Below are 14,610 nucleotides of genomic sequence, written 5' to 3' on the forward strand. Positions count from 1 at the left end.
ATCCGGGAGTCCCCCGCATCCGTGGTGGACTTGGGTGCACCCCGACCGTCCGGCCCTCCGGAGACCCGATGAGCGAACACAGCGGCACCGGCACGCGGCCGGCCCACGATCCCGAGGCGCGCGGGCTGCGCCTGGTGGCCGTCCTGCTGGGGCTGACGGTGGTCAGCGGACTGATCGACGCCGTCAGCTATCTCGGCCTCGAACACGTCTTCACCGCGAACATGACGGGCAACGTGGTCGTGCTCGGGTTCGCCGCGGCCGGGGCGCCCGGCTTCTCGGTGGCGCACACGCTGACCTCGCTGGGGTCGTTCGTGGTGGGCGCGGTGGCGGGCGGCCGGGTCGCCGTACGGCTCGGCTCCGGCTCCCGCCGCACCTGGGCCCGGCTCACCCTCGCCGCCGAGGCGGTGCTCCTCGGGGTGTCGGCCGTGGTCGCCTTCGCCGCGCCCGGCGCCACGGCCACCGCCTACACCCTCATCGCCGTCACGGCGTTCGCGATGGGGCTGCGCAACGCCACGGTCCGCAAGCTCGGCGTCCCTGACCTGACGACGACCGTGCTGACCATGACGCTGACCGGTCTGGCCGCCGACTCCCGGGCCGGCGGCGGCCCCGGCACCCGCTCCCCCCGCCGTACGGCGTCGGTGGTCGCGATGGTGGCCGGAGCCTCGCTGGGCGCCTGGCTGGTCCTCCACCACGGCCTCGCGATCCCGCTGGCGATCGCGGCGGGACTGGTGGCGGTGCTGGCGGTGACCGCGTCGGGGCGCGAGTAGCCCTCCTACTTCGCGAGGAAGGACAGCAGCGCGGAGGTGACCTCCTCGGCGTGGGTCCACAGTAGACCGTGCGGGGCACCCTCGATCTCGACGTACTCGGCGGCCGGCAGCAGCGCGTGGAAGGGCCGGCCGGTGGCGTCGATGGGCAGGATGCGGTCGCCGGTGCCGTGCAGGATCAGCGCGGGTACGTCGATCTTGGCGACGTCGGCGCGGAAGTCGGTGATCCAGGTGGGCACGCAGGCCACCGACGCGTGCGCCGAGGCGCCCGCCGCCACGTTCCAGCTGCCGCGCACGGCCGCCTCGCTGATGCGGCTGCCGAGCGTCTCGTCCAGGTTGTAGAAGTCCTGGTAGAAGGCGTCGAAGTAGGCGTACCGGTCCTTGGTGACGGCCTCCAGGATGCCGTCGAACACCGACTGGTCCACGCCGGTGGGGTTGTCGTCGGTCTTGAGCAGGAAGGGCTCCAGGGAGGCCAGGAAGGCGGCCTTGGCGACCCGGCCCGAGCCGTAGGTGCCCAGGTAGCGGCCCACCTCGCCGGTGCCCATGGAGAAGCCGACCAGGACCGCGTCGGTCAGGTCCAGGGTGGTGAGGACCTTGTCGAGGTCGGCGGCGAAGGTGTCGTAGTCGTAGCCGGTGGTGGGCTGCGACGAGCGGCCGAAGCCGCGGCGGTCGTAGGTGATGACGCGGTGGCCGGCCTCCAGCAGGGCGGGGAGCTGCTTCTCCCAGGAGTGGCCGTCGAGCGGGTAGCCGTGGATCAGCACGACGGGCTGTCCGGTGCCGTGGTCCTCGTAGTAGAGCTCGATCGGCGCGCTGTTCTCTTCGCCAACGGTGATGTAAGGCATGGGGTCTCTTCCTTCCTGGACGGGTCTCCAGCACACCAGCCCCGGCCCATGGTCACCAGGCAGAAGTGCAGGCGGAACCAGGAGCGCTTGTTCTAATTGTGGTGATGACCAGTCCCGTTTCCGCAGTCCAGCAGTCCGATGTCCCTCCTGGCGGCACCGCCTTCGGTGTGCTGCTGCGCTCCCTGCGCCGGGCCGCCCGGCTGACCCTGGAGGAGCTGTCCGAGGCGTCCGGGGTGAGCGTGCGCGCGCTCGGTGACCTGGAGCGCGGGCGCAGCCGGGGGCCGCAGCGCCGTACCGTCGAAGCGCTCGCCGCCGCCCTGCGGCTCGACGCCGAGCAGGGCGGGCGGCTGCGGCGGCTGGCGGAGGCCGGCCGGGACCGCGGGGGCCCGCCGGTCTCGCCGTACCTCCTGCGGACCGTTCCGGACTTCACCGGACGCAGGCAGGAACTGGCGGACCTGGAGGCACTCGCCACCGGCACGCGCACGCGTGCGGCGGTGCTGTTCGGGCCGGGCGGTCAGGGCAAGACCACCCTGGCGGCGGAGGCGGTACGGCGGCTCGCGGGCGCCTTCCCGGACGGCAGCGTCTGCGTCCAGCTGCACGGCATGAGCGACTCCCCGCTGCCGGCGTCCGAGGCGCTGGTCCTCCTGCTGACGGCGCTGGGGCACCCCGCGGACCGCATCCCGGTCGATCCCGTCGCCCGGGAGGCCGTCTACCGGGCGGTGCTCGCCGGACGACGGACACTGGTCGTCCTCGACGACGCCGCCGACGAGACCCAGACCAGACCGCTGCTGCCGGACGCCGAGGGCAGTTTCGTGCTGATCACCAGCCGGCGTCCGCTGGCCGGTCTCGAAGGAGTCCGCCGGATCAGGCTCGGCGGCCTCAGCGGCGGCGAGTCGACGAGGCTGCTGGAGCGGATCCTCGGCGCCCCGCGCACCGACGGCCAGTTGGAGGCGATCACCCGGCTGACCGAGCTGTGCGGCCATCTCCCGCTGGCCCTGCGCATCGTCGGCAACCGCCTCTCCAGCCGCCCGAACTGGACCCCGGCCCATCTGGTGAGCCAACTCGCCGACGAGGGACGCAGGTTGAGCGGCCTGGTCGCGGGCGACCTCGCCGTGCGCGGCGCGCTGGCCCTCTCCTACGGCCAGCTCACGCCGTCGCACCGGCTCCTGCTGCGCCGCCTCTCCCTGGTCCCCGGCCACGACACCGGCCCCGGCCTCGCCGCCGTCCTGACCGGCGAGGACCCGCTCACCACCGAGGACTCCCTGCACCTGCTGGTCGACCGGGGCCTGCTGGAGGAGACCGCGCCCGGCCGGTACGCCCTGCACGATCTCGTACGGCTCTTCACGCGGGAGCGGCTGGAAGACGAGGAGGAGGCCGCACCCCCGGTCCACCTCAGGATGGCGGACTGGCTGCTGCGTTCGGCCTCGACGGCGGGCCGCCTGTTCGAGGCGCCGGGCGCGCCGGAGCCCTGGCCGGGCGAACCCGCGCCCTTCACTCCCGGGTCTGCCGAGGAGGCGGAGGAGTGGCTCACCGCCGAGCGCTCCAACTGGGCGGGCGCCCTGCCCCTGATGTTCGCGGCGGGCCGGCACCAGGAGATCCTGCACGCCTCACGCAGCCTGTACTGGTTCTCCGACCGCTGGTGCCAGTGGCCCGAGTGGCGGACCCTGTTCTCCCACGGCGCCCGGTCCGCGGCCGCCCTCGGGGACCGGGCGGCCGAGGCCCACCAGCTCAACTGTCTGGCCTGGGCCCACTCGGTCGGCGCGTGCCGGTACGAGGAGGCCGAGCACCTCGCCCGACAGGCCCTTGAGTCGGCCTCGGAGACCGGTGACCTGGACCAGCAGGCCTGGGCGTGGGCGTACATCAGCGGGGCCTGCATGGGGCAGGGCCGGCCCGCGGAGGCGGCGGAGTCGGCCGCCCGGGCCACCCGGCTCTTCGAGACCACGGGTGACTCCACCGGCCGGGCGGTCTCCCAGCGCGTCCTCGGCACGGCGCTGCGGGGGTCCGGTCGCGCCGAGGAGGCGCTGGCCCTGCACCGCGCCCTGCTCGGCACCCGGCCCGGGGATGTTCCCGGCCTGACCGAGTTCGTCGCGGCCCTCCTGCGCTGCGAGACGGCCAAGGACCTGCTGGCACTGGAACGCTGGTCCGAGGCGGCGCAGGCCTTCCGGGCGGTCGGCACACCGTCCGCCCACGCCGGCATCGACCGCCTCCGGGCCCACACCTCGCTCGGCCTCGCCACGGCCCTGGAACACTGCGGCGACCCCGCCGGGGCGCGCGAGCACTACGCCCTGGCCCGCGCCCTGTTCACGTCCTTCGGCGACACGGCGTCCGTGGCGGAGGCGGCGGCGGGGGTCGAGCGAACCCGGGAGTGAGGCCCGCCATGTCCTTACGCCAGGTCGACCGTGACGCGGTGATCCGGCCTCCCGTCCTTCGCCAGCATCGAGTGCGTGCCGGCCACCGCACGGTACAGCCGCATCCCCGAGTCGCCCCGTACGTCGTCGAGGGTCCATACCCGGCCGCCGTGGCCCAGGGACCGCCGGGAGAAGACCTCCAGCGCCTCCTCGGCCCCGTCCGCCAGCTCGGCGGCGACGGCGGAGGCGTACACGCCCTGTCCGGTGCCGATCTCCACCGAGGAGTCGAAGACCGCGATCCCCACCTCCGGCCGCACCGCGATGTTGCGTGAGTGGACGGCGTCCGGCGAGGACACCCAGAAGAACTCCCGGCATCCCACGTGCGCGAAGTACACCGGCGTGCTCCAGGGCCGCCCCTCCGCGTCCGCCGTGGCCAGCACCAGGTAACGGCTCGCGTCGACGATCCCGCGCGCGTTCTCGGCCGTGGGCCTCATGTCAGCTCCTCCTGCGGTACGTCAGCCCGAAGTCCGTCTCCCAGTCCGCCGACCCGTCCTGCGACCGCTCCCAGACGCCGCGGATGGTGTCGCCGTCCGCACTCAGCCGCCCGGTGAAGCGCTGCCGGAAGGACAGCGGGTAGAAGTCCTCCTCCTCACGCAGCAACCGCCACACCGCACCGTCGAAGGTCATCGCGTACAGCCGTGCGACTCCCCGGGAGTCGAAGTAGTGCTGCGTGTACGCCCCCGTCCCCGGCTCGACCGACACGATCGCCGTGCTGGCCGGCGCGGGATCCGGGGCCTCGCTCCGCTGCACCAGGAACTGTCCGCCCAGCTCCCACTCGAACACACTCCGCCCGGCCGTCACGTCCTGCCCGGGGAACTCCGCCTCGACGTCCCACTCCCCCACGAGGACCCCCAGCCGCTCCAGAGCTTCCCGCTGTGCCGTCGCGCCCATCGCGAACACCTCCCTGTCCGCAAGGGGGACGGCGGCGGCGGGCAGAACTCATCGCTGCGGACGCCGGACGTTTCCCCACGGAGCCCCCGGCCCGCGCCGACGGCACCGCCACCGCACCGACTACAACCGCTGGATGATCGTCCCCGTCGCCAGTGCCCCGCCCGCGCACATCGTGATCAGCGCGAACTCCTTGTCGGTGCGCTCCAGTTCGTGCAGGGCCGTCGTGATCAGGCGGGCCCCGGTGGCCCCCACCGGGTGCCCGAGGGCGATCGCGCCGCCGTTGACGTTGACCTTCTCCAGGTCCTGGTCGAAGACCTGGGCCCAGCTCAGCACCACGGACGCGAAGGCCTCGTTGATCTCGACGAGGTCGATGTCCGCCAGGGACATGCCCGCCTTGCCGAGGACCGCGCGGGTCGCGTCGACCGGTCCGTCGAGGTGGAAGTGCGGGTCGGCGCCGACCAGCGCCTGCGCCACGATCCGGGCCCGCGGCCGCAGCTTCAGCGCCCGCGCCATCCGCTTGGAGGCCCACATGATCGCCGCGGCCCCGTCGCTGATCTGGGACGAGTTGCCGGCCGTGTGGATCGCCGTCGGCATGACGGGCTTCAGGCCGGCCAGCGCCTCCATGGAGGTGTCCCGCAGCCCCTCGTCCCGGTCGACGAGCCGCCACATGCCCTGCCCGGCCCGCTGTTCGTCCTCGACGGTCGGCACCTGGACCGCGAACGTCTCCCGCTTGAACCGCTCCTCGGACCAGGCGGCGGCCGCCCGCTCCTGGGACAGCAGCCCGAGCGAGTCGACGTCCTCCCTGGTCAGCCCCCGGTGCCGGGCGATCCGTTCGGCCGCCTCGAACTGGTTGGGGAGATCCACGTTCCATTCGTCGGGGAACGGCTTGCCGGGCCCGTGCTTCGACCCCGACCCCAGCGGCACCCGGGACATCGCCTCGACACCGCAGCTGATGCCGACGTCGATGACCCCGGCCGCGATCATGTTGGCGACCATGTGGGAGGCCTGCTGCGAGGAACCGCACTGGCAGTCGACCGTCGTCGCCGCGGTCTCGTAGGGCAGCCCGACGGTCAGCCAGGCCGTGCGCGCGGGGTTCATGGACTGCTCGCCGGCGTGGGTGACCGTGCCGCCGACGATCTGTTCCACCGCGTCGGCGGGGATGCCGGCGCGGCCGAGGAGTTCACGGTAGGTCTCGCCGAGCAGGTAGGCGGGGTGGAGGTTGGCGAGCGCGCCGCCGCGCCTGCCGATGGGGGTGCGGACGGCTTCGACGATCACGGGTTCGGCGGCCATGGGTGCGGGTCCTCTCCTCCGAACGGATCCATGGAACTTCCGTAGAACACCCAGAACTAGTACGTGTTCTACTTCACGCTGCTTTGCAGTCTGCTGACGAGCCGCCCACCACCGCAAGGGTCGTGCACACAATTGGGGGCCCCGCGCCCCTTGCCTCTTGTAGAACCCGTTACTACCTTCACGGCAGCTCTGTTCCTGATGGGCCGTCAGACAGCTGCCGAACGGCTGGAGTGAGTTGCCGATGTCGTGTCCAGCACTTCCCGACGGGTTCGACTTCACCGACCCCGACCTGTTGCAAAGCCGCGTACCGCTGCCGGAGTTCGCCGCACTGCGCCGGGCCGAACCGGTGCGCTGGATCCCCCAGCCGGGCAACGTCGCCGGCTTCCAGGACGAGGGGTACTGGGCGGTCACCCGGCACGCGGACGTCAAGTACGTCTCCACGCACCCCGAGCTCTTCTCCTCCTCCCTCAACACGGCGATCATCCGCTTCAACGAGCACATCCAGCGGGACGCGATCGACGCGCAGCGCCTGATCCTGCTCAACATGGACCCGCCGGAGCACACCAGGGTCCGCGGGATCGTCCAGCGGGTGTTCACCCCGCGGGCCATCCGCGCCCTGGAGGAACGTCTGCGCGACCGCGCCCACGCCATCGTCGAGACCGCGCGCGCCCTGCCCGGGGGGTCCTTCGACTTCGTCACCCAGGTCGCCTGCGAACTGCCCCTTCAGGCCATCGCCGAGCTCATCGGCATCCCGCAGGACGACCGGGCGAAGATCTTCGACTGGTCCAACAAGATGATCGCGTACGACGACCCCGAGTACGCGATCAGCGAGCAGGTCGGCCAGGAGTCGGCCATGGAGGTCATCGCCTACGCGATGAACATGGCGGCCGACCGCAAGCAGTGCCCGGCCACAGACATCGTCACGACCCTGGTGGCCGCGGAGGACGAGGGCAACCTGAACTCCGACGAGTTCGGCTTCTTCGTCCTGATGCTGGCGGTCGCGGGCAACGAGACGACCCGCAACGCCATCACCCACGGCATGCACGCCTTCCTCACCCACCCCGACCAGTGGGAGAAGTACAAGGCCGAGCGTCCCTCGACGGCGGCGGAGGAGATCGTCCGCTGGGCGACCCCCGTCAACGCCTTCCAGCGCACGGCCACCCAGGACACGGAGCTCGGCGGCAAGCAGATCAGGAAGGGCGACCGGGTGGGCATCTTCTACGCCGCCGCCAACCACGACCCCGAGGTCTTCGAGAACCCGGACGTCTTCGACATCACCCGCGACCCCAACCCCCACCTCGGTTTCGGCGGCGGCGGCCCGCACTACTGCCTCGGCAAGTCCCTCGCGGTCCTGGAGATCGACCTGATCTTCAACGCCGTCGCCGACGCCATGCCCGGCCTCCGCGCCTCAGGCGACCCCCGCCGCCTGCGCTCGGCGTGGATCAACGGGGTCAAGGATCTCCAGGTGTCGCTGGGCTGAGGGAGCGGCACCCGTCAGGCGCTACCTCTTCGCCAACGCCCGTTCCTCATCGGCTTCCGCCACCCTTCCGGCCGTCCGCCCCCGCGGCCCCTGGAACAGGTACGACAGCCCGAACCCGCCGGCGACGGCCACCGCACCCCCCACCGCGTCCAGCACCCAGTGGTTCCCGGTGGCCACGATCGCCGAGACCGTGAAGAAGGGGTGCAGCAGGCCGAGCCCCTTCATCCACCACCTCGGCGCGATGACCGCGATGACCACCCCGCACCACAGCGACCACCCGAAGTGCAGCGAGGGCATCGCCGCGTACTGGTTGGTCAGCGCGGTCAGCGTGCCGTAGTCCGGCTTGGAGAAGTCCTGCACCCCGTGCACGGTGTCGATGATCCCCAGCGCCGGCATCAGCCGCGGCGGGGCGAGCGGATAGAGCCAGAACCCGACGAGGGCCAGCAGGGTCGTGAAGCCGAGCGAGGCCCGGGCCCACCGGTAGTCGACCGGGCGCCGCCAGTACAGGACGGCCAGCACGCTCAGCGGGACCGCGAAGTGGAAGGAGGTGTAGTAGAAGTCGAAGAAGTTCCGCAGCCAGTCGACCTTCACGACCGCGTGGTTGGCCCAGTGCTCGATGTCGATGTGCAGCAGGCGTTCCAGGTCGAGGATCTGCTGCCCGTGCTTCTCGGCGGTGGCCCGTCCCGCCGAGTTGCTGCCGCCGGTCGCCGCGAGTCTGACCTGCTGGTAGGCGGCGTACGTGACCCGGATCAGCAGCAGTTCGAGGAGCAGGTTCGGCCGCGTCAGCACCCGCCGCAGGAACGGCAGCAGCGGCACGTGCCGGAACCGCGTGGGCGCCGGGGCGGCGTACTCCGCGGGGATCGGCGTCCGGTAGTGCGGCGAGGTGCGCGGCAGGAAGGGGATCACCGTGGCGGCGGCGAGCGCGGCCAGCAGCACCATGTTGTCCCGCAGGGGGTACAGGGCCGAGATGTGCGGCAGCAGCATGTCCGCCGGCAGGGTCATGACCACGACGACGGCGACCGGCCACACGTACCGGTCGGAGGCCCGCTTGCCGACCCGTCCGACGACCGCGAGCAGTACCCACAGCAGCTGGTGCTGCCAGGTGGTCGGCGAGACGGCGATCGCCGCGCAGCCTGTGATCGCGACGGCGAGCAGCAACTGCCCGTCGCGGGCGTAGCGCACCGCCCGGCGCACGCCCAGCACGGCGACACCCGCGCCGAGCGCCAGGAAGAGCGAGATCTCCAGCGGCCCCGCCACCCCCAGGCGCAGCAGCAGGCCGTGCAGGGACTGGTTGGACAGGTCGTCGGCGGGGCCCCCGAGACCGGTGCCCGCGATGTGGTGCACCCAGTAGGTGTACGAGTCGTGGGGCAGCGCGGCCCAGGCGAGCGCGGTGCCGGCGGCGAAGGTCGCGGCCGCGGTGAGGGCACCGCGGCGGCGGCCGGTGAACCAGAGCAGGGCCGCGAAGAGCAGGACCGTGGGCTGGAGGGCGGCGGCGAGCCCGATGAGCAGCCCGCTGAACCGCTCACCCCGTACGGCGAAGCAGGCGACGAGGACCAGCAGGACCGGGATGATGCTGGTCTGCCCGAGGTAGAGCGTGTTGCGCACGGGCAGCGACAGCATGAGCAGGCTGATCGCGACCGGCGCGGCGAGCAGGGAGGTGCGGCGGCCGACCGGCTGGGGCAGGGCGCGGGCGGCGACCAGACCGAGGCAGACGACCAGGAGCAGGGTGCCGAAGGTCCACCCCCAGCCGAGGGCCTGTTCGGCGGCGCGGGTCAGCGGCTTCAGGACGAGTCCCCCGAACGGGGTACCGGTGAACTGCGTCGAGTCGTACAGCGAACCCTTCACGTGCAGGACGCCGTCCGGGCCGACCCAGGTCTCCAGGTCCGTCAGCCGTTCGCCCCTCGGAGTGCTGAGGACGACGGCCACCTCCCGTACGGCGAGGACGGCCGCCACCAGCCACAGGGCGAGCCTCGCCGCGCGCAACCGGGCCTGCACCTCGGTGGTCCCCCTGTGCTCCGCATTCGCCACGCCGCGTCGGCCTCTCGTCCCGTTCGTGCCATGCGTCCGTGAGGAAGGACGCAGGCAACCCCGCCTTCACCTGACGTCCGCCTCCATTTGTCCGAATGACGATAGTCCGCCGCCGGGCCGGTCGCGTTGTCAGGCGCGAGATGGATCACATGGCTGCCGGTACGTCGCGTCCCTGACCAGGCACGGGGTACCTGCATATGGCACGTTTATGTACGCTCCGCGACCGGACTCGACCGTTCCGTAAACCCGTCAAGTCCGCCTATGGTCGCTTTTTGCCCTTGTCCCCGTCGAAAGGCAGGCGAGCGAAGTTTTGCCGAGTGCCCCCACGCTCTCTCACCCCGTCCGCACCCCCGGCACCCCCGAGGCCGTCGCCGTCGACCCGGCTCTCGTGAAGCGGGCCGTGAAGGCCGCCGCGCTGGGCAACGCCATGGAGTGGTTCGACTTCGGTGTCTACAGCTACATCGCCGTCACCCTCGGCAAGGTCTTCTTCCCCTCCGGCAGCGCGACCGCCCAGCTCCTGTCCACGTTCGGCGCCTTCGCCGCGGCCTTCCTGGTCCGCCCGCTCGGCGGCCTGGTCTTCGGCCCGCTGGGCGACCGCGTGGGCCGCCAGAAGGTCCTCGCGGTGACCATGATCATGATGGCGGCGGGCACCTTCGCCATCGGCCTGATCCCGTCGTACGCCACGATCGGCGTCGGCGCCCCGCTGCTGCTCCTGGCCGCCCGCCTGGTCCAGGGCTTCTCGACCGGCGGCGAGTACGCGGGCGCGTCCACCTTCATCGCCGAGTACTCCCCCGACAAGAAGCGCGGCTTCCTCGGCAGCTGGCTGGAGTTCGGCACGCTGGCCGGTTACATCGCCGGTGCGGGCCTGGTCACGCTGCTGACGGCCCTGCTGTCCACCGAGGACCTGGTGTCCTGGGGCTGGCGGATCCCGTTCCTGATCGCGGGTCCGATGGGTGTCGTCGGCCTGTACCTGCGGCTGCGCCTGGAGGAGACCCCGGCGTTCGCGGCCGAGGCCGAGAAGGCCGAGGCGAGCCGTCCGAAGGTCCCGCTGCGCGAGATGATCACCGGCCAGTGGCGGGCGCTGCTGCTGTGCGTGGGCCTGGTCCTGGTCTTCAACGTCACCGACTACATGCTGCTGTCGTACATGCCCAGCTATCTGACCAGCGAGCTCGAGTACGACGAGACGCACGGTCTGCTGGTCGTCCTCGCCGTGATGGCGCTGATGATGGTCGTCCAGCCCTTCGCGGGCGCCCTGAGCGACCGCGTCGGCCGCCGCCCGGTGATCGCCGCGGGCTGCGCGGGCTTCCTGTTCCTCTCGGTCCCGGCCCTGCTGCTGGTCCGTCAGGGCAGCCTGTTCGCGATCGCGCTCGGCATGGGCGCGCTGGGCCTGCTCCTGGTGTGCTTCACGGCCGCGATGCCGTCCGCCCTGCCGGCCCTCTTCCCCACCCGGGTCCGCTACGGCTCCCTCTCGGTCGGCTTCAACGTCTCGGTGTCCCTCTTCGGCGGCACGACCCCGCTGGTGGTGACCGCGCTGATCGGCGCGACCGGGAACATGATGATGCCCGCGTACTACATGATGGCCGCCGCCGTGATCGGCGGGGTGGCGGTGTGGTTCATGACGGAGTCGGCGGGCCGGCCGCTGCCGGGTTCGCCCCCGCAGAGGTGAATACCCTGACACGAGGTGGGAGCGCGGCTATATTCATTAGCGCAGCTAGTTAGCTGATCTAACTAGACAGACGAAAGGCACACGTGCATGACCGAGTCACAGCTCTGGGACGACGTCGACGCCTACTTCGCCACCCACCTCGCGCCCGAGGACGAGGTGCTCCAGGCGGCCCTGCGCGACAGCGAGGCCGCCGGCCTGCCCGCCATCGCCGTCACGGCGCCGCAGGGCAAGCTCCTCCAGCTCCTGGCCCAGATCCAGGGCGCCCGCACGATCCTGGAACTCGGCACGCTCGGCGGCTACAGCACCATCTGGCTGGCCCGCGCCCTGCCCGCCGACGGCCGCCTGGTCTCCCTGGAGTACAGCCCGGAGAACGCCGAGGTCGCCAACCGCAACATCGCCCGCGCGGGCCTCGACAAGGTCGTCGAGGTGCGCGTCGGCCCCGCCCTGGAGTCCCTCCCCCGGCTGGCCGCCGAGAACCCCGCCCCCTTCGACCTGGTCTTCATCGACGCCGACAAGGGCAACAACCCGCACTACGTGGAGTGGGCGCTCAAGCTCACCGGCCCGGGCAGCCTGATCGTGGTGGACAACGTCGTACGGGGCGGCCGGGTGGCCGACCCCGGCAACCCCGCCCCCGACGTCCAGGGCACCCGCGCCGCGCTCGAACTGATCGGCCGGCACCCGAGGCTGAGCGCCACCGCGATCCAGACGGTGGGCAGCAAGGGCTACGACGGCTTCGCGCTGGCGCGCGTGCTGGCGTGACCCGGCACGCTCACACCTCGTGGTAGAAGCCGACGTTGACGCTGCGCGGGGCGGTGCGATCGCGGATGACGATCTCGCCGTTGCCGCCCCGGGGCAGCGTCACCGAGCCGCCGTAGACCAGCGGCTGGGCGTAGGCCCCGGCCACCAGCTGCACCTCGGACGAGGGGTCGGGCTGCGAGCCCTGGAGCCAGGTCACCTGCCAGACGCCCTCGGGTCCGCACAGGAACTCCAGGTGCACCCGGGAGACGAACAGCCAGTCGTCGGGGGTCACGAGCCGGCACACGGACTTGTCCCGGCCCACCCGCAGCACGGTGCCCGGGTCACTGGGCGCCTCGGCCATCTGCATGCCTGCCGTGGCACCCTCCTCCGCCGCGGTGACGACGGCCATGGTGAGTTCGAGCACGTGCGCTCCTCCTGAGGGGTCCTTGCGCGGCAACCACATCGGCTCACCGCCGCCGCATGATAAATCGCCCGGGACGGCCGTGTCCGGCGCAAGACACCCGAAGACCGGCCTGCCACCCCGCTCGGGGCGACAGGCCGGTCGTACGTACGGACGAGGCGTCAGCTGTGCAGCAGCCGCTCCGTCAGCTCGCGGTAGTCCCGCAGCGCCAGCCGGAGTTGCTCGGTGTCTCCGGCGCTCATGGCCTTGTCCCGGCCGCCGTCGCCGGTCTGCCAGGAGTTGCGCAGCGTGCGCCGGCGCTCCTTCACCGCGTCGGCGAACCGGGCGGCGACCTCCTCCAGCACGTGGTCGGCCTCCTCGACGGCGGACCGGGGTTCGTCCACGAACCCGGCGACGGCGTGCTGGAGCCGCGTGCTCAGCTTGTCGCACTCCTCGTGCGGCAGCAGCCGGGACTCCCGGCCGGCACGCTCGCCGTGACCCTCGCGGCCGGAAAGCCCGCCCGCCCCGGTACCGACACCGCCGACCGTGTCGGAGCCGGCGTCCCGCCCGGTCTCCCGGACGGCGGACGTGTCGGTGCCGAAGCCGCCCTCGTCACCGGGCGTACCCGACCGCTTCAGGTCCGGCGCCTCGTTCTCGGTGGGGGTCACCAGAGGGCTGTGCGAACCCGCGGGATCGTTGCCCGTGCCCCTGCCGATCGTGCCCTCGCCCCGGGTGCCGTCGCTGCCCGGCCTGCTCGTGGCATCCGTCATGTCGCTCAACTCCCCTTCGCGTGACGCCTGTTGAATGCCCACGGCAGATGTCCCCGGCTGTCGTGACGACCGTCGCGGGGCTGACCGGCCCGCGCGTGGGACTCACCGGTGGGTGTACGGGACTCCTCGCGGCTCCGCGGGGGGCCGACGAGGTCCTCGAAGAGGGCCCGCGCCTCGACCATGGCGGCGCGCAGGTCCTCCGTGTCCGTCCGGCCGTCGGAGCGGGCACTCGCCACCGCGTGCACCCGCCGGTAGCCGTGCACGTGGTCCGCGTGGTGCACGGACAGCGCGTCGAGCTGTTCCTCGTACTGCCCGCCGCCCGGGAAGCCCCGGGCCTCGGCGAGCTCGGCGAGCAGCCGGTCGGCCTCGGCGACGGCATCCCGGGGGGAGTCGACGAAGCGTTCCTGGGCGGCCGTCCAGCGGTCCTCGTACCGCTGGCGCTCCGCCGGTTCGAGTGGCTGCTCGCGCAGCGATCCATGCCGCTCCACGCGCTCGGCGAGTTCGCGTTCGGCGGCCTTCTCGTCCCCGTCGTGGCGGGCCACGGTACGGTCGTATTCGGGCCCGAAGCGCCGCTTCAGGCCCCGGCCGTGCTGCGGGCCCCGGGCACGCAGGGTCAGGACGGCCGCCACGACGAGCACGGCCGCCACGATCACGATCAGAGCGATGATCAGGCCTGTTGACATGTCTCCCGGGTTGCCCTGGACGTTTTGTTCAAACCGTCTCCGCATATGTGTACGCGACAATCAGGCCATGACCTGGACCGTCGCCCCGGAACCCCCCGACTCCCCTACGGCAGCCGCCCTTTGGCGAGAGGGAGGTGGCGAGACAGACGGGCGGCGAACTGACCCCGCCCACGGGCCTGTTGCTGGTGGCCCGCTTCGAGGGAGAACCCGCCGGGACCGCGGGCATACGTCTGCGCCCCGACACAAGCGCCGAGCTCACCCGCGTCTACCTGCACGAGCACATGCACGGCAGGGGCGGCGCGCCCCTCCTCGTCGAGGCGGCGGAGTCGGCGGCCCGCACCCTGGGCAAGATGCTGTGACCACGACGGCCCGCAAGCCGCGTACGGCGTGAGGGGCCGGGGTGGGGGGTGTCCGCCCGCAGCGGCCGGCGTCCGTCACCGAGCACAGCTCAAGAGACCGAGCCGCCGGACCGAGGACGGACACCCCCCCCCCCCCGCCCCCCCCCCCCCCCCCCCCCCCCCCCCCCCAAACCCCCCCCCCCCCCCCCCCCCCCCCCCCCCCCCCCCCCCCCCCGCCCCCCCCCCCCCCCCCCCCGCGGGCGGGCCCCCCCCCCCCCCCCCCCCCCCCCCCCCCCCCGGGCCCCCCGGGCC

Annotated in this window: 13 protein-coding genes and 1 pseudogene; 6 read left to right on the plus strand and 8 right to left on the minus strand. The window is 72.4% G+C overall.

Annotated features, from left to right (window positions below):
• Window positions 1-68: 68 nt before the first annotated feature.
• Window positions 69-767, plus strand: coding sequence for a YoaK family protein (locus ACIQJT_RS15685; RefSeq protein ID WP_402643672.1), 699 nt, complete (start codon window positions 69-71; stop codon window positions 765-767).
• A 5-nt stretch (window positions 768-772) separates the two neighbouring features.
• On the opposite strand, the gene ACIQJT_RS15690 is transcribed toward ACIQJT_RS15685, so the two are convergent.
• Entirely contained in the window at window positions 773-1,606 is an 834-nt protein-coding gene (locus tag ACIQJT_RS15690; RefSeq protein ID WP_053846192.1) for an alpha/beta fold hydrolase, read from the minus strand.
• 104 nt (window positions 1,607-1,710) lie between these two features.
• Between ACIQJT_RS15690 and ACIQJT_RS15695 the strand changes: the two genes are divergently transcribed.
• Entirely contained in the window at window positions 1,711-3,975 is a 2,265-nt protein-coding gene (locus ACIQJT_RS15695; protein WP_402643674.1) for an ATP-binding protein, read from the plus strand.
• Between the two features lie 14 nt (window positions 3,976-3,989).
• Here the strand turns inward: ACIQJT_RS15695 and ACIQJT_RS15700 are convergent, their stop codons facing one another.
• The 3 genes from ACIQJT_RS15700 to ACIQJT_RS15710 form a co-directional block, all read right to left on the minus strand.
• Window positions 3,990-4,448, minus strand: coding sequence for a pyridoxamine 5'-phosphate oxidase family protein (locus ACIQJT_RS15700; RefSeq protein ID WP_365450930.1), 459 nt, complete (start codon window positions 4,446-4,448; stop codon window positions 3,990-3,992).
• A 1-nt stretch (window position 4,449) separates the two neighbouring features.
• On the minus strand, window positions 4,450-4,905 hold the full coding sequence (locus ACIQJT_RS15705; RefSeq protein ID WP_402643677.1) for a hypothetical protein: 456 nt from the start codon (window positions 4,903-4,905) through the stop codon (window positions 4,450-4,452).
• 120 nt (window positions 4,906-5,025) lie between these two features.
• A complete protein-coding gene (locus ACIQJT_RS15710; RefSeq protein WP_402643679.1) occupies window positions 5,026-6,195 on the minus strand; it encodes a steroid 3-ketoacyl-CoA thiolase in 1,170 nt (389 codons plus the stop codon).
• A 241-nt stretch (window positions 6,196-6,436) separates the two neighbouring features.
• On the opposite strand from ACIQJT_RS15710, the gene ACIQJT_RS15715 reads away from it, so the two are divergent.
• Window positions 6,437-7,675 (plus strand): cytochrome P450, encoded by a 1,239-nt coding sequence (locus ACIQJT_RS15715; RefSeq protein WP_402643682.1) that lies wholly within the window; start codon window positions 6,437-6,439, stop codon window positions 7,673-7,675.
• 21 nt (window positions 7,676-7,696) lie between these two features.
• On the opposite strand, the gene ACIQJT_RS15720 is transcribed toward ACIQJT_RS15715, so the two are convergent.
• Window positions 7,697-9,703 carry a bifunctional glycosyltransferase 87/phosphatase PAP2 family protein gene (locus ACIQJT_RS15720; RefSeq protein WP_402643685.1) on the minus strand — a complete coding sequence of 669 codons (2,007 nt, stop codon included), beginning with the start codon at window positions 9,701-9,703 and terminating at the stop codon, window positions 7,697-7,699.
• A 310-nt stretch (window positions 9,704-10,013) separates the two neighbouring features.
• Here ACIQJT_RS15720 and proP point away from each other — a divergent pair, with 310 nt between their 5' ends.
• Together proP and ACIQJT_RS15730 are read left to right on the plus strand one after the other, a co-directional pair.
• The gene (proP, locus tag ACIQJT_RS15725; RefSeq protein WP_402643687.1) at window positions 10,014-11,369 is read left to right on the plus strand and encodes a glycine betaine/L-proline transporter ProP; all 1,356 of its coding nucleotides are present in this window, start codon (window positions 10,014-10,016) and stop codon (window positions 11,367-11,369) included.
• Between the two features lie 87 nt (window positions 11,370-11,456).
• Window positions 11,457-12,128 carry an O-methyltransferase gene (locus tag ACIQJT_RS15730; RefSeq protein ID WP_402643689.1) on the plus strand — a complete coding sequence of 224 codons (672 nt, stop codon included), beginning with the start codon at window positions 11,457-11,459 and terminating at the stop codon, window positions 12,126-12,128.
• 10 nt (window positions 12,129-12,138) lie between these two features.
• On the opposite strand, the gene ACIQJT_RS15735 is transcribed toward ACIQJT_RS15730, so the two are convergent.
• The 3 genes from ACIQJT_RS15735 to ACIQJT_RS15745 form a co-directional block, all read right to left on the minus strand.
• Window positions 12,139-12,531 carry an FHA domain-containing protein gene (locus tag ACIQJT_RS15735; protein ID WP_020140078.1) on the minus strand — a complete coding sequence of 131 codons (393 nt, stop codon included), beginning with the start codon at window positions 12,529-12,531 and terminating at the stop codon, window positions 12,139-12,141.
• Window positions 12,532-12,689: 158 nt separating this feature from the next.
• Window positions 12,690-13,277 (minus strand): hypothetical protein, encoded by a 588-nt coding sequence (locus ACIQJT_RS15740; protein ID WP_402643692.1) that lies wholly within the window; start codon window positions 13,275-13,277, stop codon window positions 12,690-12,692.
• Between the two features lie 5 nt (window positions 13,278-13,282).
• Window positions 13,283-13,960 (minus strand): hypothetical protein, encoded by a 678-nt coding sequence (locus tag ACIQJT_RS15745; RefSeq protein ID WP_402643694.1) that lies wholly within the window; start codon window positions 13,958-13,960, stop codon window positions 13,283-13,285.
• A gap of 67 nt (window positions 13,961-14,027) precedes the next feature.
• Here ACIQJT_RS15745 and ACIQJT_RS15750 point away from each other — a divergent pair.
• A pseudogene (locus ACIQJT_RS15750) lies at window positions 14,028-14,307 on the plus strand (GNAT family N-acetyltransferase); the annotation flags it as partial.
• Window positions 14,308-14,610: the final 303 nt, after the last annotated feature.

The organism is Streptomyces sp. NPDC091972 (assembly GCF_044756385.1).
Taxonomy (GTDB): Bacteria; Actinomycetota; Actinomycetes; order Streptomycetales; family Streptomycetaceae; genus Streptomyces.